Below are 16,733 nucleotides of genomic sequence, written 5' to 3'. Positions count from 1 at the left end.
TTTTCACATGGATTTCACCGCCTGCCCATCCACCGTACTTTAAAGTGCCCGCCAACTCGTGGTAACCCACAACTTTCTTAGTTAACCCAAGTGACACTCTTAACATGCACGTGTTCAGCAAAAAGACAGCAGTGCTGTGACAGTCTCCTGCCTCACTAAGGGCAACTGCCCCGTCATGCAACCTTTTTATAAACACAATAAACAGTGCCGAGGGTGAACCGCGTGGCAGACATGATCCTGGCCAACCGCCAACCTAAAAGGTCTAGGTTAAAACGCCTGAGAAAATACCGCCTGCACCTGCTTGGCATCTGCGTTGCCGCCTTATTGTTCGTGGGCTTTTTATTCTGGCCCAGCTCGCCGCTGGATCTGGGCGTGGGCAATCGCCTGCTGACCTCCGGGGTGCTCGCCAGCTGGCGCGAGGGTGAACTGGTGGTGCTGGTGCGCCATGAAGAGCGCTGCGACCGCTCGGCCAACCCCTGCTTCGGCCCCGCCGATGGCCTGACCATCAACGGTACTGAACGCGCCGTCGAACTGGGCAAAGCCTTTGACTCATTGGGCATGGCCCTGACCGACGTGCTCAGCAGCCCCACCACGCGAACCGCCCAGACGTCACTGTTCATGTTCGGCAAGACCGAGCTGTCCCCCGGCCCACTCGCCATCTGCGGCGACGCCATGGGCGATGAAATCCTCGGCCACAAACAGCCGGGACGCAACCTGATGCTGATCACCCACAGCGCCTGCATGAGCGACTTCCAGACCAGCCTGGGCTTCCCCCATGCGGCCGCCGCCGAGTACGGCAGCGCACTGTTCGTCAAGGTGCTGCCCAACGGCACCTTCAAGGCCATGGGCACAATGAATATCGAAGAGTGGAGCGCCGCACTCAAACAACTTTAATTACACTTGTTTACATATTAAGCCACAACGTGTTCAGCAAAACGACAGCCCCGTTCTGGCATGTTTAGTCGCGCCTGTTAGTTATGTTTTCCTACAACTACTTAGTGACCCTTACGATGCTTCACCCTATTAAGTTAATACCGCCATTGCCCGTACTTGAACGTTATGGAGCGATGTGCGCATGCCCCGCATAAACCCTCTGGCCTGGCTATTGCTGGGCGTGGCCGTGTTCATCTTGTTGCCCCTGGGCTTTCACGGTTTATGGGCGCCAGACGAAACCCGCTACGCCCAGGTCAGCCAGGAAATGCTGATGAGCGGCAACTGGGTAGCGCCGCACTTCATGGGCGTGCGTTATTTCGAGAAGCCCGCCGCCGGCTATTGGCTCATCGCCCTCGGCCAGGCGGTGTTCGGTGAAAACCTCTTCGGTGTGCGCATCGCCTCAGTGCTGAGTACGTGCCTGAGTGTAGTGCTGGCCTACCTGCTCGCCCGGCGCGTGTGGAACGACCCGCGCAAGAGCTTTGCCTGCGCCCTGCTCTACCTGAGTTTTGGCCTGGTAGCCGGGCAAGCCGGGTATGCCAACCTCGACCCGCAATTCACCCTGTGGGTGAACCTGAGCCTGGTGGCGTTGTGGTTTGCCCTGGACTGTCGCACGCCACGGGAACGCCTGGGTGCCTGGGCAGTGTTGGGCGTGGCCTGCGCCATGGGGTTCATGACCAAGGGCTTCCTGGCCTGGCTGCTGCCGGTCTTGATCGCCGTGCCCTACCTCATCTGGCAGCGTCGCGTCGGTGAGTTGATGCGCTACGGGCCGTTGGCGGTGCTGGTTGCCGTGCTGGTATGCCTGCCATGGGCCCTGGCGATCCACCTGCGCGAACCGGATTACTGGCATTTCTTTTTCTGGCATGAGCACATCCGCCGCTTTGCCGCCGACGATGCACAGCATGCACGGCCGGTGTGGTTCTTCCTGCCGATCATGGTGGTGGCGTGCCTGCCGTGGGCTGCCTTGTTACCTGGCACCCTGCTCAAGACCTGGCAGGAAAGGCGCCAGCCGGCGATTGCCTTTCTCGCCCTATGGCTGCTGCTGCCCCTGGGCTTTTTCAGCCTGAGCAAAGGCAAGTTGCCGACCTACATCATGCCGTGCCTGTTGCCCCTGGCGCTGTTGATGGGCCACGGCTTGATCGACCTGATCAAGCAAGGCAAGGCGCGCCCGCTGGTCATCAACGGCGCGCTCAATTTCGTGCTTGGCATGACGGCCATGGTGGCGCTGATTTACCTGCAAATCACCCGCCCGCTGTACGGCAATAGCCACGCAGAGATGTTCAACCTGTCGCTGACGTTTATCGTGCTGCTGGGCTGGATCCTCGCCAACCTGCTGCAAGCGGTGCGCCCGTTGACGTTGTGGGCGATGCCCGCCCTGGGCATTGGCTTGCTGGTGGCCCTGCTACCGGCGGGCATGCCGGCCCTGATCGAAGATAACGAAATGCCCGACCAATTCGTGCAGGAGCATCTGGACGAACTGCAACCTGTCCGTGCTTTGCTGAGCAATGACCTGGGCCTGGCATCGGCCTTGACCTGGCGCCTGCGCCGGCCCGACGTGGCGTTTTATAACACCCAGGGCGAGCTGCGCTACGGCTTGAACTACCAAGACGCAGCGCAGCGCAAGGTCACGCCGGACAGCGTCCAGGCCTGGTTGGCCGAGGCTCGCCAGCAGGGCTCGGTTGGCGTGCTGATGCAGGTCAAGAGCACCAGCGAACACCGCGAAGAAGGGCAATTGCCTCCCGGTGGAAAACGTTATCGCAAGGGCGACCTGGTGCTGACGATTTACCCCCAACACCCTTGAATGCAGCGCCTGCCACAGGGAACATCCCATGAGTTTCTGGAAAACCGAACGCGGCGCCCTGGCTTTACTGCTGGGCGTCTCGGCCTTGCTGCTTTTGCTGGGACTGGGCAGCCGCGACCTGTGGGGGCCGGAAACGCGCTGGGCGAATATCGCCTTGCAGATGCTGCAAAGCGGTGACTATTTCGACCCGTACCTCAAAGGCACGCCGTATTACGACAAGCCCCTGCCCTCCTACTGGCTGATCACCGGGTTTTCCCACCTGCTGGGCGGCCTCGGCCCGTGGTCGCTGCGCCTGTCATCGGTGATTGCCGCGTGGTTGAGCATCTGGCTGGTGTACCTGATCGGTGAACGCCTGTTTCGCAAAGGCACCGGGCTGATCGCCGGGTGGATGCTCGCCACCACCTTCTACTTCCTGTTCTGGGCCCGCGTGGCCACCGCCGATGTACTCACCGTGTGCGGCGTGCTGGCCGCGGTGTGGTGGTATTGGCGCGGGCCGGATGACACACGGCTGGGGCGCTACACGGTGTTTTTCCTGTTGCTGGCCGCCACCTCGCTGTTCAAGGGTTTGATCGGTGTGGTGCTGCCGGGCCTGGTGCTGTTGCCACACCTGCTCAGCGAACACCGCTACAAACGCCACCTCAACCTGCGCCTGGCGCTGGCCTTGCTCATCGCAGGCATCGTGTATGCGATTCCCTTTGTGCTGTCCCATCGCTACGGCGCCCCCACTTATGGAGAGAGCGGCCTGGAGCTGGTGTTCCGCGAAAACGTGGTGCGCTTCTTCGACCCCTTCGACCATATGGGGCCGATCTACACCTACCTGATCTACCTGCCGGCCTACACCCTGCCCTGGGCACCCTGCTGGTTACTCGGCCTGTGGCTGGCCGTGCGCAACTGGCGCAGGGCGCCGCCCAACGTACGCTGGCTGGTGTGGGGCCTGGGCCTGTTGTTTGTATTCTTCACCGCCAGCGGCAGCCGCCGCAGCTACTACGTGTTGCCGCTGGTGCCCTTTGCCCAACTGCTCGGCGCCTGGTGGCTGAGTGAGCGCCTGCACAAAAAACCTTCGAGCTGGCCACGCTGGCAAACAGGCTTTGGCCTCAGCGCCGGCCTGCTCTTGCTGGTGCTGGGCGTGATCTACCCCTGGACCAACGGCAACGGCGGCGTCACCCGCTTCGCCACCGACCTGCAAGCCCAGGCAGAAAAAGGCGCGCCCTGGAACCAATGGCAACTGGTGCTGGTGGAGGTCGACAACAAACTGCCCATGTACCTGCAAAACCACGGCACGCCCTTCTACTACGTCAGCGAAACCCAGGACTTCCCGCGCCAGGGCAACAGCGCCGCGTTCATGGCCTGGCTGGAAAAAACCAGCGGCCAGGGCTTTGATCCGCAACGCACGATCATCGTCGCGCAGTATTCCAAGGACGAGCCGACACCGTTGGCGTTTCTGGGGGAGGATCATCAGGTGGTGACGACGCAGCCGGATAATGGGGAGCGGTTGTTCAAGGCGCGTGAGGGTGGGAGTGTGGCGTTTGTTCCGGGGAGGCGCTGAGGCACTGTGTTTGCTGGCCTTTTGTCATGGTTTGTAAAGGGCCAGCAAGCCGTGTCCCTTTAAATTGCAGGACGTTTCCGAGACAATCCCCGCCGCCTTGTGCCGGTTGGAATCGGTGGCTAGTCTGCGGTCCGTCACTGCTCATCAGTGATCGGGTTTAGTCGCTCGTATCTTCCAACACGGCATGGTCTCCATGAGTTTTATGGTGGCTGTGCGTAGGGCACCTTCGGGTGCGCCGGATGTTTCGTGTTGGGCCGGTCGACTAACCTGCGTACAGCCGCCACCCTCGTTTAGTCGCGACGGGTGTCGTCTCCTAATCCAACGCGGAGCTACACCATGAATAAAGTCCTACCCGATCCACCCCTCGATCCTGCAAAAGACCGTGCCGCCTTTAACCGCGCCATCGACCATTACCTGCCCAGCCAGGGTTTCCACAACGTCAACGACGACCTGAGTTTTGAAGATGCTTTGCTCTACACCGCCAGCTTGCTCGACAGCGCTTCGGCAACAGCGCTCGATTGTGGCGAGCTGCTGGATAACCCAGGGCGGGCGAAGATTCTGGCGGTGTGGCATTTGTTGGAGATTGCCAAGACGACGGTAGATCGCTCTCTGTAGGAGCGAGCTTGCTCGCGAAAGACTCACAGGCGCTGCGTTTATTCAGGAGGCGCGCGTTATCGTTGAGGTTTTTCGCGAGCAAGCTCGCTCCTACAGTGGTATTGATGCAAATACCTTGGTAGTTCAGGCGAACCGAGTCAATGCCATCGCAGCATAGGTATCTACACAACTTTGTGGGCTGTAACAACAGACGGTAACCACGATGCGAAGCGAGCCGCTCTTGATCTGCTTTTGATCTTAGGCCCCCCCCAAATCACTGGCGGATTACGGGCACATCGAGCCTAAGCGAGGTGCCGAGTGGTGGCATGAGCGTTTTGCTTACTTTTGTCTGGGCCGGCATTCCGGCTTTTCAAAAGTGAGCCGCTGTTGTCTGACACCCGAAACCCGGACATTCAAATGGATGGATAGGCCTGGGCTGAAGGTTCATGACTGAAACGATTAAAGCGTTGTAGGAGATTGGCTACATCGGATCCATCCCGAGCCTCTGGGCAACCTCTTTATTTTATAAATTCCTCATTTATATCAATAAGTTAACCAAGGATAAAAATAACTTACGCCTGTACGTAGCCGACTTTTATCATGAGAAACGTCGGTTTAATGGCGCAGTTTTTATGGCAGCTTGTGTCCCTCGTTTCCGCTACATACGTAGGACAAATCCCTATGGCTAAATAAAATCTCGAACGCCGAGTTACGTTCAAGCAGTACGGAGCGCCCTGCACAGGCCCTGGGCAACCGTTGACGGTTTTCGACATCAAGGATGAGATGGCTATGAGTCTGACCCCAAGTATTGGCGGCACCTGCGGCCCGCATTTTTACGCCGAAATGGGCGAGTTGATTTCAAACAGCGGCGACGAACATTTCGCCGCCACCATGTTGCAGCTGGTGGGCAAGTGGGTACCGATTCACCTGGTGGACCTCAGCGAGTGGACCCTGGATGAACTGCGCGACCGCGTGCTGGACATCAAGTTAATGGGCAGCGCCGGGGTGAAGAAGGATTTGTCTGTGCCCCAGACCCTGCATGCGCTGAACGACCACCCGTTGTTGCGGCAGATGCTGCACATGCAAGACCCGCTGCTGATCCAGATGAACGCCAAGGCCAACAGCGCGCACCCGCGCGGCACCTCGCACCAGTGCAACCTGGTATCACGCCAAGGCAATCGACGCTGTGTGATTTCGTTCTACCGCCCGCCGACCCAGCAGGGGTTTTCCCTGGCTGAGCTGTCGTTTCTCAAGTGCCTGTCGGACACGCTGTTGCCGTTGATGGAGCGGCACGCCCAGTGTCTGCGCCAGGCGCCACACCCCGAGACTGAGCCGGCCCATACCCTGCTGGAACAATCGCAGTTGCAGCGTGAGTTCTACAAGCGCTTGTCTTTGAGCGACATCACCCTTTCGGCGCGGGAACAGGAGGTGTGCCTTGGCCTGCTGACTGGCGGCACCGTGCCGCAAATCGCACAGAAACTCAGTGTCAAAAACAGCTCGATCGAGACCTACCTCAAGCGCGCCGCCGCCAAGCTGGGCGTGAGCGGCCGGCATGGCCTGGCCAAATGGATGGTGGGCGCCTGATGAACAAACCGACGCTGTGCACCCTCGGCATGGCCTGGATGCTCGGCGGTTGCTCGCTGATCCCCGAGTACCAGCGGCCAGCGGCACCGACGCCGGCGCAGTTCCCCCAAGGCGGCGTCTACCGCCTGGTGCAGGCTGGCAACTTGGCGCAGAACCGGGACTGGCAGCAGCTGTTCCACGACCCGACGCTGCAACAGCTGATTAATGATGCGCTGCTCAACAACCGCGACCTGCGGGTAGCAGCCCTGAATGTCCAGGCGTTCCAGGCGCAGTACCGTATCCAGCGCGCAGATTTGTTCCCAGCGATCACCTCCAACTATTCCGCCACCTTGGGGCTGAGCGCCTAGGAACTGGATTTGTTCGGCCGCGTGCGCAGCCTCAGCAAACAGGCACTGATCGTGGACCGGCTGGCGCAGTTGGTCGCCGAGGTGAATCTGTATACGGCGCTGGGTGGTGCGTGGAGTGAGTGGCCGAGCCTGGCGGCTGCGCGTTAAAGCAACTTCAGCCCAACCGCGGCGTAACGGTTCGCGTCGCGGTTATCCAGCGGCTGTTTGTGCCCATAACTGTCCACGAAGCCGCCCACAGCGGCCATCGAATGAAACCCGCTGTTGACCGTGCCGATGGCGCCGTTGAGGAAGTCCTGGAGGGTTGCGGGCGCCACGAAGTCTTTCAAGCCCAGGCGACGCAACGCCTGCCCCGGATACTCGCCATCATTGAGGCTGCGTATGGCGGCGGCAAAACTCTTGTTGGCCTCCCCGTCGTTATTTTCGAGGTAGGCGCGTTTGGCACTGACGGCATATAGGAAATGCGCATTGACCAGAACATCGTTGGGCCGGTCGGTGCCGAAGTTGGCGCCGGCCTTGGCCTGCTTCAGTTCGTCATGGGTGATGTGCAGCTTGAACCCATCGCGCATGACAATGCGATAGCCGCTATCGGTGGCCTCAATAGTTTTGTAAATACCGTGAGGGTTATGGCCGAACCTCATCATCGCGGCTTTAATCGCGGATATTGTCACGCAATTACCTTCGGCCAATTGGTAAAAGTCTTTGAAAATATCACCGGGCTTGATGCCCGTATTTGCAGGCGTACCTTTCAAGAATTCATCACGTTTGCCGTTGCGTTTATCGGCGACCTGCGCAGGCAAAGGTGTTGAATTGACTTCAGGCTTTAGCCGCGCAGATAACAGCGCCAACAAGCGCTCCAATTCGCCGACCAGGCTAATGAGTTGTTCAGAAGTTCCAGTTGGGGCAGATGCGTTGGCGGAGGGCAAAACATGTGGAGAAATGACGGCATCGTTTGCCCTGGCATGACCAAAAGCAGCAGTGTTAACAGAAGACACTAACATGTTGAATAACCCCTATTATTCACTAAACACTTTAAATCACCCGCGAAGCGTGACCACCTTCAATGACGGTGAAACCGGCGTGTTATATAACTGCCCCTCCATCACGCCCTCAATAATCACGCCGTTCTTGTTTCTTGCGCCCTTGTCCAACGGCACGCCGACCTGCGTGCTCAATGCACTGGCATCGATGACCTGCAAATGTTCTTCAAGCCCCAGATAGGACAGCGCCGTATCACCGTCGATGCCGCCTCCGGCCCACGACAGCACACCGGGATAAGTGCGATGGGCGTGGTACGCACTGTCTTTGCCGTACAGGCTCATGAAGGGGTCCGTTGCGCTGTCGCGCTCAAGCTCCAGGTATTGACGCTTGCTCATCACAGCAAACAGAAATTGCGCATCCTTGACCATGCCCTCATCGCCGCCACTGAACTTTGCCGCCTTGGCCGCCAGTTCAAGTTCTTCAACGGTGATTGTCAGCTTGAAGCCGTCTCGCATCGTCACGTCATAGTGGTCACCATGTTTGGCGACGTGCTTGAAAATCCCGGCTGGGCTTTGCCCGAACGTGGCCATGGCAACCTTGATCGCGGCTACGTGCTCCTCTCGCCCCCGGGTGCCCAAGTAAGGGAAGTTCTCATACGTGGCACGCAATCCATTGCGCAGATCGTCAGGCTTTTGACCTTTGGGTTTTTCAGACATAAACGCAGTGATTGGCTCATGGTGTTTATCTGAGAACATCTCAATAAGTTCGGTATCAAACGCGTTGCGGGTACTGGCCAGGTTCGGCCTGTTCATGAACGGTGCAAATTGTTCTTTCCATTCATTTTTGGTGGTGGACACGGTGTTCGGCACAGGCAAGGTATTAACCAGTGGCCGATGCGGCGAACTCACAGAAGGGGTTGGACGAGCCGTCATGGACGGTTGTGGTTTTGCAGTCTCAGCGTCCTTGCTCATCCATGTTTTAAGTGCCACGACTAACGTGCCCAGCAACTTCAACAGCTCTCTCAGTTCTGCATCACGGTGCGAGTTAGCGCTTTGGCCAATCGGAGGATGTGCCGCTAACTTGCCAACGTGATTGAGTTGACGGGTAACTGCCGGCTCAAGAGTTTTATCCGGCAGTGTAAACGTTGAGTGCGCAGGAGAATAAGCAGGCTGAGTGTGCGTGAGCATTGAAGGGAGTCTCATATGATCGAAGGAGAATAATCGCGGACTGTCTAGCACTACTTGCCCACTGCCTAACCCTGCACTGAACAAGTACTCTTGCGTGGCCAAACGGTCAGAAAAGTTCCGGCTCGACAGGTAACACCATCCTTCTCGTTCAACGGACCACTATCAGCCAATTCCTCAACGTTGCATTTTTTGTCCGATCCCTTATCAGCGCATCCCCGCCTGCCGTACCCGATACTCCCCCGGCGTCATCTGCGCATACCGCAAGAAAAACCGGCTGAAATACGCCGGGTCCTTGAACCCCAGTTGGTAGCAGATTTCATTTGCCGAACTGCCGGTAAACAACAGCAGGCGCTTGGCCTCCTGCATCAGCCGCTCAAGGATCAGGCGCTTGGAGGGCAGGTCGGCAATGCGCCGGCACACTTCATTGAGCCGCGCCTGGGTCACGCCAATACTTTCGGCATAACGCGCCAACGGCCAATGTTCCAGGTAGTGGGCTTCGATCAGCTCATTGAAACGATGGAAGATGCGCAGGTCTTCATGGGCTGTGGGGCGTGCCGGCTGGGCGTGGGCGCACAGGCGTAGCAGGCGGATCATGATCAGCCTTGTGAGGCTGTCGAGGGCGGCGGCGCGCCCTGCCCGTTCAGCGTTGATCTCACTGCACAGCGCCTCGAAGAGTTGCTCCAGCCCCTCGGCATCCCCGGTCAAGGCCACGCAGGCCGCACCGGAGGCAAGGCTGGGATCGGCGTCGATCAAACTCCATACCAGCTGCTGGCGCACCGTCAACACATGCCCATCGGCATCCGCTTCGGTGACAAAAGCGTGAGCCACCGTAGGCGGCGTGAGAAAAAACATCGGCCCGGATTCAACGTACTGGCGGTCATCCAGATACACCCGCACCGCGCCACTCTTGACGTAATGCACCTGGAAAAACCGGTCATGGCGATGCACCGCCATGTTGCGCCCGAAAAAACCCGCCAGGTTGCCGAGCTTGTCGTAATGCACCTCGGCATCGCTGTAGCGCTGGTCGTAGACCTGCCCGATGTTGATGTTGGGGATCGGCTTCACGGGGCTCTCTTCTTGTTGTTGTGAGGCCAGCGCAGTGTGCCACGCTTGACGGTAGTTAACATATTAATTATAACGTTAACAACTTAACGAACTGCCTACGCAGCCGTCGTCACCGCCAGGAGAAACGCATGAGCCGTACCCTGCATGATGTTGCCAGCGGCACCCTGTTCGGCGTTGCGCTGAACTACCAGGGCCTGCTGGACCAGCATCTCGCCGCCTTCCAACAGGCGCCCTACCAGAAGCCGCCGACCAAGCCGGTGTTGTTTATCAAGACGCCCAACACCCGCAATGCCCATGGCGGCGTCGTGCTGCAGCCTGCGGGCGAGCGCCTGCAACCGGGCCCGGCGCTGGGCGTGGTGATCGGCCAGCGCGCCAGCCGTGTCAGCCTGGAGAACGCCATGGCCCATGTGGCCGGGTATGTGGTGGTGAATGAATTCAGCCTGCCGGAAGACAGCTACTACCGCCCCGCCGTCAAAGCCAAATGCCGCGATGGTTTTTGCGCCCTGGGCCCGCAGGTGATTGCGCGGGATCAAGTCGCCAACCCCAACCAACTGAGCCTCAAGCTGTTCGTCAATGGCGAGCTGCGCCAAGAAAGCTCCACCGCTGACTGGGTACGGGACATCCCGCAATTGATCGCCGAGATCAGCGAGTTCATGACCCTGTACCCCGGCGATGTGCTGATCACCGGCACCCCGGACGGCCGCGTGGATGTACAGCCAGGCGATCAGGTTGAGGTCGACATCACCGGCGTTGGCCGCCTGAGCAACACCATTGCAGCGGAGGCATCGGCATGAAACGCGCACGTATCCGCTTTGAAGGTGCAACCCACAACGTGCTGGTGCAAGCCGACTGCAGCGTACGCCTGGAGGATGGGCGGTTGCTGGCCGAAGACCAGGTGCAATGGCTGCCACCCGCCACCGGCAACATGTTCGCCCTGGGTTTGAACTACGCCGACCACGCCGCCGAACTGGCCTTTACGCCGCCGACCGAGCCGCTGGCCTTTATCAAATCGGTGGGCACCTACACCGGCCACCGTCAAGTTACCTGGCGCCCAGACAACGTCGCCTACATGCACTACGAGTGCGAGCTGGTGGCGGTCATCGGCAAGACCGCGCGCAACGTCAAACGCGCCGACGCCCTGGACTACCTGGCCGGTTACACGGTGTGCAACGACTATGCGATCCGCGACTACCTCGAGAATTACTACCGCCCCAACCTGCGCGTGAAAAACCGCGACGCCACCACCCCGGTCGGCCCGTGGATCGTCGACGTGGCCGATGTGCCCGACCCAGGCAACCTGAAGCTGCGCACCTGGATCAACGGCGAACTGCGCCAGGAAGGCAGCACGAAAGACATGATTTTCGATATCCCCTACCTCATCGAATACCTGTCCAGCTTCATGACCCTGCAACCGGGCGACATGATCGCCACCGGCACGCCCGAGGGCCTGGCCGATGTGGTACCGGGGGATGAAGTGGTGGTGGAAGTCGAAGGTGTGGGCCGCCTGGTCAACCGTATTGTCAGTGAAACGGAGTTTTTCTCCGCGCGCAAAGAGGCTTGAGCACCATGATCAAACACTGGATCAACGGCCGTGAGGTCGAAAGCAAAGACACCTTTATCAACTACAACCCGGCCACCGGCGAGGCCATCGGCGAAGTGGCCAGCGGCGGTGCCGAAGAAGTCGCCCAGGCCGTGGCGGCGGCCAAGGCGGCGTTTCCCAAGTGGGCCAATACGCCGGCCAAGGAGCGCGCACGCTTGATGCGCAAACTGGGCGAGTTGATCGAACAGAACGTGCCCCACCTAGCCGAGCTGGAAACCCTTGACACCGGCCTGCCGATCCACCAGACCAAGAACGTGTTGATCCCGCGTGCCTCGCACAACTTCGATTTCTTCGCTGAAGTCTGCACGCGCATGGACGGCCACACCTACCCGGTGGACGACCAGATGCTCAACTACACCCTGTACCAGCCGGTAGGCGTGTGCGCGCTTGTGTCGCCGTGGAACGTGCCGTTCATGACCGCCACCTGGAAGACCGCGCCGTGCCTGGCGCTGGGCAATACGGCGGTGTTGAAGATGTCGGAGCTGTCGCCGCTGACCGCCAATGAACTGGGACGCCTGGCGGTGGAAGCCGGAATCCCCAACGGCGTGCTCAATGTGATCCAGGGCTACGGCGCCACCGCTGGCGATGCACTGGTGCGCCACCCCGACGTGCGGGCGATTTCCTTTACCGGCGGCACCGCCACCGGCAAGAAAATCATGCAGACCGCCGGCCTGAAAAAGTACTCCATGGAACTGGGCGGCAAGTCGCCGGTGCTGATTTTCGAAGACGCCGACCTGGAACGCGCGCTCGACGCTGCGTTGTTCACGATCTTTTCCCTCAACGGCGAGCGTTGCACCGCTGGCAGTCGGATCTTTATCCAGGAAAGCGTCTACCCGCAGTTTGTCGCCGAGTTCGCGGCGCGGGCCAAGCGCCTGATCGTGGGCGACCCTCAGGATCCCAAGACCCAGGTCGGCTCGATGATCACCCAGGCCCATTACGACAAGGTCACCGGCTACATCAAGATCGGCCTGGAGGAAGGCGCCACGCTGCTGGCCGGCGGCCTGGAGCGCCCGGCGAACTTGCCTGCGCACTTGAGCCGCGGCCAGTTTATCCAGCCGACGGTGTTTGCCGACGTGAATAACCGGATGCGCATCGCCCAGGAGGAAATCTTCGGGCCGGTGGTGTGCCTCATTCCGTTCAAGGATGAAGCCGAGGCCCTGCAACTGGCCAACGACACCGAATACGGGCTGGCCTCCTACATCTGGACCCAGGACATCGGCAAGGCCCACCGCCTGGCGCGCGGTATCGAAGCGGGCATGGTATTTATCAACAGCCAGAACGTGCGGGATTTGCGCCAGCCGTTCGGCGGGGTCAAAGGCTCGGGCACCGGGCGTGAAGGTGGCCAGTACAGCTTTGAAGTGTTTGCTGAGATCAAGAACGTGTGTATTTCCATGGGCAGTCATCACATTCCGCGCTGGGGCGTCTGAAGCCCGCATTGCCTGTAGGAGCGAGCTTGCTCGCGAAGCACCCACAGGCACCGCTGGCTAATTGAAGCGCTGCGTTATCGTTGACGTTTTTCGCGAGCGAGCTCGCTCCTACAAAAGAATAATATTCAGGAGAGTCATCATGGGCGAAGTGGTTCTGGCAGCGAAGATCTGCCACGTACCGTCGATGTACCTGTCGGAACTGCCCGGCAAGCATCACGGCTGTCGCGAAGCGGCGATTGCCGGGCACAAGGAAATCGGCCGGCGTGCCCGCGAACTGGGGGCCGACACTGCGGTGGTGTTCGACGTGCACTGGCTGGTCAACAGCGGTTATCACGTCAATTGCGGTGAACAGTTCCAGGGCACCTACACCAGCAACGAGCTGCCGCACTTCATCAAGAACATGGACTACGCCTACCCCGGCTGCCCCGAACTGGGCGAACTGATCGCCGCCGAAGCCAACCTGGCCGGCGTGCGCAGCATGGCCCATAACATCCCGAGCCTGGAGCTGGAATACGGCACCCTGGTGCCCATGCGCTACATGCACATGGGCGTACCCGACGCAGAGAAATTCAAGGTGATTTCCATCGCCGCCTGGTGCGCCTGGCATCGCCTGGAGGACAGCTTCGCCTTCGGCGCCGCCGTGCGCCGCGCGATCGAAAAGAGCGACCGCAAGGTGCTGGTGCTCGCTTCCGGCTCGCTGTCCCATCGGTTCTCGGACGACCGCGAGGCTGAGGCAAATATCCACAACTGGACCCGCGAATTCGACAAGCAGGTGGACCTGCATGTCGTGGAAATGTGGAAGCAAGGCCGCTTCAAGGAGTTCTGCGCCATGCTGCCCGACTACGCCGAACACTGTTTTGGCGAAGGCAAGATGCACGACACCGCCATGCTCCTGGGCCTGCTGGGTGGGCCGGATTATGCCAAGCCGGCCGAGATCATCACGCCGCCGTTCGGCAGTTCGGGCACCGGCCAGATCAACGCGATTTTCCCGCTCTGACCCTGGGAGAGCCCCATGCCGCACTTTATCGCTGAGTACACCGACAACCTCGAGCCGCAGGCCGATTTGCCCGGCCTGTTTGAAAAAGTCCACCGCGTGCTGGGCGACAGCGGCGTGTTTCCGTTGGGCGGCATTCGCAGTCGAGGCGTGCGCCTGGACACTTGGCGCATGGCCGACGGCAAGCACGACTATGCCTTTGTGCACATGACCCTCAAGGTTGGCCACGGCCGCGACCTGGCAACCCGCGAGGCCGTCGCCCAAGCAGTGTTCGCGGTGATTACCGAGCACTTCGCCGATCTGCAAGCGCAGCGGCTGTTGGCGCTGTCGTTCGAGATGATCGAGCTGCACCCGCAGCTCAACTTCAAGCAGAACAATGTGCACGCGTTCCTGAACAACCCGGCAAGCTGAAACGGCCCCGCCTCTCCCCTGTAGGAGCGAGCTTGCTCGCGAAAAACCTCCAGGCCCCGCGGATCCAAGCGCGCTGCGTTTTCGTTAACGTTTTTCGCGAGCAAGCTCGCTCCTACAACAACAAAAAGAACACCACCATGAGCACAGCCCATTCCACTGCAAGCCTGCAGCTTGCCGAGCACGACCGCACCCATCGTTTGGTGACTTGGCGCCTGATGCCCTTGTTGCTGGTGTGTTACCTGTTCGCCCATCTGGACCGCATCAACATCGGCTTTGCCAAGATGCAGATGAGCAGCGACCTGCACTTCAGCGACACCGTGTATGGCTTCGGCGCCGGCCTGTTCTTCATCGCCTACGCGCTGTTCGGCGTGCCCAGCAACATCGCCCTGGACCGCGTCGGGCCACGGCGCTGGATCGCCTGCCTGATGGTGGTGTGGGGCCTGCTCTCCACCGGCATGCTGTGGGTGGAGAGCGCGCGCGGGTTCTACGTGCTGCGCTTTTTGCTGGGGGTGGCCGAGGCCGGGTTTTTCCCGGGGATCCTGGTATTCCTCAACCGTTGGTACCCGGCACGCCGTCGCGCCCAGGTCACCGCCTTGTTTGCCATTGCGGTGCCCATGGCCGGGGTGTTGGGCGGGCCGATTTCCGGGGCGATCCTGGAGAACTTCCACGACGTCGGAAGCCTGCGCGGCTGGCAGTGGATGTTCCTGATCGAAGGTGCGCCCGTGGTGCTGCTGGGACTGGTGGTGCTCAAGTGGCTGCCGGACAGTTTCGAGTCGGTACACTGGCTGACTGCCGAGCAAAAACAGCAACTGCGCACCCAATTGAGCAACGAGGAACAGCGCAAGACCATCACCTCGTTCGGCGGCATCCTGCGAGACCCGCAGGTGTGGCTGCTGGTGGCCGTGTACTTTGCGGTGATGCTGGCGGTCAACACCCTGGCGTTCTGGATGCCCACCCTGATCCACGGCGCCGGCATCGGCCGTGACAGCCAGGTCGGCTTGCTCAGCGCCGTGCCGTACCTGGCCGGCTGCTTCTTCATGCTCGGCTGCGGGCGTTCGTCCGACCGTCACCGCGAGCGCCGCTGGCACCTGTGCGTGCCGTTGCTGATGGCGGCGCTCGGTATCGCCGTGGCGGGCCTGGCGCCCGGCAATGCGCTGCTGGTGATGAGCGGGCTGGTGGTTGCCGGCATGGGCGCCAGTGCCGCGCTGCCGATGTTCTGGCAACTGCCGCCGGCGTTTCTCTCCCACACCACCCAGGCGGCGGGCATCGCCATGATCAGCTCGTTTGGCAGCATCGCGGCGTTCCTCGCGCCGTACCTGATCGGCTGGATGCGCGACGCCACCCAGAGCGCCAGCCTGGCCCTGTACGTACTTGCCCTGTTTATCGCCCTGGGTGGCTTGCTGGTGCTGCGCACCCAGGCCGCCATCGTCAACCCACACTAGAGACCGTTGCCATGCTCGACTCCCAGCAAATCCTCGCGGCCGCCGCAAACTTGGACCGTGCCGAACGCAGCCGCGAACAGGTGCGCCAGTTTTCCCTCGACTACCCCGGCATGACGATCGAGGATGCCTACGCCATCCAGCGTGAATGGGTCGCGCAAAAGATCAAGGCCGGGCGCACGCTCAAGGGCCACAAGATCGGCCTGACCTCACGGGCCATGCAGGTGTCGTCAAATATCACCGAACCCGATTACGGCGCCCTGCTCGACGACATGTTTTTCGACGAAGGCAGCGACATCCCCTTCGAACGCTTCATCGTACCCCGGGTGGAAGTGGAGCTGGCCTTCATCCTCGGCAAGCCGCTCAAGGGCCCCAACTGCACGGTGTTCGATGTGCTCGACGCCACTGAATGGGTGATCCCGGCGCTGGAAATCATCGACGCCCGCATCCAGCAGGTCGACCCCCACACCAACGCGACCCGCAAGGTGTTCGACACCATCTCCGACAACGCCGCCAATGCCGGTGTGGTGCTCGGCGGCCGCGCCGTGCGCCCCACCGAGATCGACCTGCGCAAGGTGCCGGCGGTGCTGTATCGCAATGGCGTGATCGAGGAGTCCGGGGTGTCGGCGGCGGTGCTCAACCACCCGGCCAAAGGCGTGGCGTGGCTGGCCAACAAGCTGGCGCCCTATGACGTCACCCTGCTGCCCGGCCAGGTGATTCTCGGCGGCTCGTTTACCCGCCCGGTGGCGGCCCGCCCTGGCGATACCTTCCACGTCGATTACGACCTGCTCGGCTCGATTGCCTGCCGCTTCGTCTGAACCCAGGAGTGC

The 16,733-nt window shown here is 60.5% G+C and carries 15 protein-coding genes and 1 pseudogene; 13 read left to right on the top strand and 3 right to left on the bottom strand.

Annotated features, from left to right (window positions below; genetic code table 11):
• Positions 1–213: 213 nt before the first annotated feature.
• The 6 genes and pseudogenes from CRN80_RS20305 to CRN80_RS20280 all read left to right on the top strand — a co-directional run.
• A complete protein-coding gene (locus CRN80_RS20305; protein WP_098950900.1) occupies positions 214–894 on the top strand; it encodes a histidine phosphatase family protein in 681 nt (226 codons plus the stop codon).
• Between the two features lie 181 nt (positions 895–1,075).
• Positions 1,076–2,731 (top strand): lipid IV(A) 4-amino-4-deoxy-L-arabinosyltransferase, encoded by a 1,656-nt coding sequence (gene arnT / locus CRN80_RS20300; protein ID WP_098950899.1) that lies wholly within the window; start codon positions 1,076–1,078, stop codon positions 2,729–2,731.
• A 28-nt stretch (positions 2,732–2,759) separates the two neighbouring features.
• On the top strand, positions 2,760–4,277 hold the full coding sequence (locus tag CRN80_RS20295; protein ID WP_098950898.1) for a glycosyltransferase family 39 protein: 1,518 nt from the start codon (positions 2,760–2,762) through the stop codon (positions 4,275–4,277).
• A gap of 336 nt (positions 4,278–4,613) precedes the next feature.
• The gene (locus tag CRN80_RS20290) at positions 4,614–4,892 is read left to right on the top strand and encodes a DUF6124 family protein (protein WP_032896395.1); all 279 of its coding nucleotides are present in this window, start codon (positions 4,614–4,616) and stop codon (positions 4,890–4,892) included.
• A gap of 768 nt (positions 4,893–5,660) precedes the next feature.
• The gene (locus tag CRN80_RS20285) at positions 5,661–6,455 is read left to right on the top strand and encodes a helix-turn-helix transcriptional regulator (RefSeq protein WP_098950897.1); all 795 of its coding nucleotides are present in this window, start codon (positions 5,661–5,663) and stop codon (positions 6,453–6,455) included.
• A pseudogene (locus CRN80_RS20280) lies at positions 6,455–6,925 on the top strand (TolC family protein); the annotation flags it as partial. The gene CRN80_RS20285 and the pseudogene CRN80_RS20280, both read left to right, overlap by 1 nt.
• 20 nt (positions 6,926–6,945) lie before the next feature.
• On the opposite strand, the gene CRN80_RS20275 reads toward CRN80_RS20280, so the two are convergent.
• From CRN80_RS20275 to hpaA, 3 genes are all read right to left on the bottom strand, one after another.
• Complete coding sequence (locus tag CRN80_RS20275) at positions 6,946–7,800, bottom strand: hypothetical protein (RefSeq protein ID WP_256588518.1); 855 nt, start codon at positions 7,798–7,800, stop codon at positions 6,946–6,948.
• A gap of 36 nt (positions 7,801–7,836) precedes the next feature.
• Positions 7,837–8,967, bottom strand: coding sequence for a type III secretion protein (locus CRN80_RS20270; RefSeq protein WP_169918398.1), 1,131 nt, complete (start codon positions 8,965–8,967; stop codon positions 7,837–7,839).
• 204 nt (positions 8,968–9,171) lie between these two features.
• Positions 9,172–10,032: a 4-hydroxyphenylacetate catabolism regulatory protein HpaA gene (gene hpaA / locus CRN80_RS20265; RefSeq protein WP_098950896.1), complete on the bottom strand. Its 861-nt coding sequence runs from the start codon at positions 10,030–10,032 to the stop codon at positions 9,172–9,174.
• 128 nt (positions 10,033–10,160) lie between these two features.
• Between hpaA and CRN80_RS20260 the strand changes: the two genes are divergently transcribed.
• The 7 genes from CRN80_RS20260 (at position 10,161) to hpaH (ending at position 16,721) form a co-directional block, all read left to right on the top strand.
• Entirely contained in the window at positions 10,161–10,826 is a 666-nt protein-coding gene (locus CRN80_RS20260; protein WP_098950895.1) for a fumarylacetoacetate hydrolase family protein, read from the top strand.
• A complete protein-coding gene (locus tag CRN80_RS20255; RefSeq protein ID WP_019821191.1) occupies positions 10,823–11,593 on the top strand; it encodes a fumarylacetoacetate hydrolase family protein in 771 nt (256 codons plus the stop codon). The genes CRN80_RS20260 and CRN80_RS20255 overlap by 4 nt, the downstream gene beginning before the upstream one ends.
• 5 nt (positions 11,594–11,598) lie before the next feature.
• Entirely contained in the window at positions 11,599–13,059 is a 1,461-nt protein-coding gene (gene hpaE / locus CRN80_RS20250; RefSeq protein ID WP_032896385.1) for a 5-carboxymethyl-2-hydroxymuconate semialdehyde dehydrogenase, read from the top strand.
• A 139-nt stretch (positions 13,060–13,198) separates the two neighbouring features.
• Positions 13,199–14,056: a 3,4-dihydroxyphenylacetate 2,3-dioxygenase gene (hpaD, locus tag CRN80_RS20245; protein WP_003192392.1), complete on the top strand. Its 858-nt coding sequence runs from the start codon at positions 13,199–13,201 to the stop codon at positions 14,054–14,056.
• 15 nt (positions 14,057–14,071) lie between these two features.
• On the top strand, positions 14,072–14,464 hold the full coding sequence (locus tag CRN80_RS20240; protein ID WP_032896383.1) for a 5-carboxymethyl-2-hydroxymuconate Delta-isomerase: 393 nt from the start codon (positions 14,072–14,074) through the stop codon (positions 14,462–14,464).
• A 137-nt stretch (positions 14,465–14,601) separates the two neighbouring features.
• Positions 14,602–15,906, top strand: coding sequence for an MFS transporter (locus tag CRN80_RS20235; protein WP_003192395.1), 1,305 nt, complete (start codon positions 14,602–14,604; stop codon positions 15,904–15,906).
• Between the two features lie 11 nt (positions 15,907–15,917).
• Complete coding sequence (gene hpaH / locus CRN80_RS20230) at positions 15,918–16,721, top strand: 2-oxo-hept-4-ene-1,7-dioate hydratase (protein ID WP_003192397.1); 804 nt, start codon at positions 15,918–15,920, stop codon at positions 16,719–16,721.
• Positions 16,722–16,733 lie beyond the last annotated feature (12 nt).

The organism is Pseudomonas sp. FDAARGOS_380 (assembly GCF_002591235.1).
Lineage (GTDB): Bacteria > Pseudomonadota > Gammaproteobacteria > Pseudomonadales > Pseudomonadaceae > Aquipseudomonas > Aquipseudomonas salmasensis.
This window is presented reverse-complemented; position numbering and strand designations above follow the sequence as displayed.

Coding starts and splice junctions, on each gene's coding strand:
- CRN80_RS20255 (WP_019821191.1), top strand. CDS start 10,823: ATGAAACGCGCACGTATCCGCTTTGAAGGTGCAACCCACAACGTGCTG.
- CRN80_RS20275 (WP_256588518.1), bottom strand. CDS start 7,800: ATGTTAGTGTCTTCTGTTAACACTGCTGCTTTTGGTCATGCCAGGGCA.
- CRN80_RS20240 (WP_032896383.1), top strand. CDS start 14,072: ATGCCGCACTTTATCGCTGAGTACACCGACAACCTCGAGCCGCAGGCC.
- CRN80_RS20270 (WP_169918398.1), bottom strand. CDS start 8,967: ATGCTCACGCACACTCAGCCTGCTTATTCTCCTGCGCACTCAACGTTT.
- CRN80_RS20285 (WP_098950897.1), top strand. CDS start 5,661: ATGAGTCTGACCCCAAGTATTGGCGGCACCTGCGGCCCGCATTTTTAC.
- arnT (WP_098950899.1), top strand. CDS start 1,076: ATGCCCCGCATAAACCCTCTGGCCTGGCTATTGCTGGGCGTGGCCGTG.
- hpaE (WP_032896385.1), top strand. CDS start 11,599: ATGATCAAACACTGGATCAACGGCCGTGAGGTCGAAAGCAAAGACACC.
- CRN80_RS20295 (WP_098950898.1), top strand. CDS start 2,760: ATGAGTTTCTGGAAAACCGAACGCGGCGCCCTGGCTTTACTGCTGGGC.
- CRN80_RS20260 (WP_098950895.1), top strand. CDS start 10,161: ATGAGCCGTACCCTGCATGATGTTGCCAGCGGCACCCTGTTCGGCGTT.
- CRN80_RS20235 (WP_003192395.1), top strand. CDS start 14,602: ATGAGCACAGCCCATTCCACTGCAAGCCTGCAGCTTGCCGAGCACGAC.
- hpaD (WP_003192392.1), top strand. CDS start 13,199: ATGGGCGAAGTGGTTCTGGCAGCGAAGATCTGCCACGTACCGTCGATG.
- hpaH (WP_003192397.1), top strand. CDS start 15,918: ATGCTCGACTCCCAGCAAATCCTCGCGGCCGCCGCAAACTTGGACCGT.
- CRN80_RS20290 (WP_032896395.1), top strand. CDS start 4,614: ATGAATAAAGTCCTACCCGATCCACCCCTCGATCCTGCAAAAGACCGT.